We start from the raw sequence: 383 nt of genomic DNA, 5'->3' as shown, positions 1-383 counted from the left end.
GGTTTTGATCGGTCTTGTGGGATCACTTCCCGCCCTCGGCGTCGTATCCAAAGACACCGTCAGCAGCATCACCAACGGCGGCGGAACGCGATGAGTCAGTTCGTCGCCAAGTGGTACACGCGGGCCAGCCGGGTCCGCATTGTCATCGCCAAATTCGACGGCCGCTGGAAGCTGCCCGGTGGGCCCTACCCGATCCCCGAATTGATCGCACTAGTCGCCGGACTGCTGGCGACCTTGTTCCTACTCCCCCGCCTGGGACACCCGGTCCTCACCGGGCTGATTGGAATCACGGTCACGGTGATGGCAGTGGGAGCGATGCGCCTCATGCCGTACTCGCCCGTCCCGTTCGGTACCCGCGCGCATCGCGTCTACCGGCTCTACAG

General features: G+C 64.2%; 1 protein-coding gene. It reads left to right on the top strand.

The features are described 5' to 3' along the window. Positions 1 to 90: 90 nt before the first annotated feature. The coding region (locus HG543_RS54320; protein ID WP_211194842.1) for a hypothetical protein at positions 91 to 383 on the top strand (293 nt) is incomplete at its 3' end.

Origin of the sequence: Pyxidicoccus fallax, from assembly GCF_012933655.1 — a bacterium.
GTDB classification, from domain to species: domain Bacteria; phylum Myxococcota; class Myxococcia; order Myxococcales; family Myxococcaceae; genus Myxococcus; species Myxococcus fallax.
Note: the sequence above shows the minus strand (reverse complement) of the source record. Positions and strands in the feature narration are given on the sequence as shown.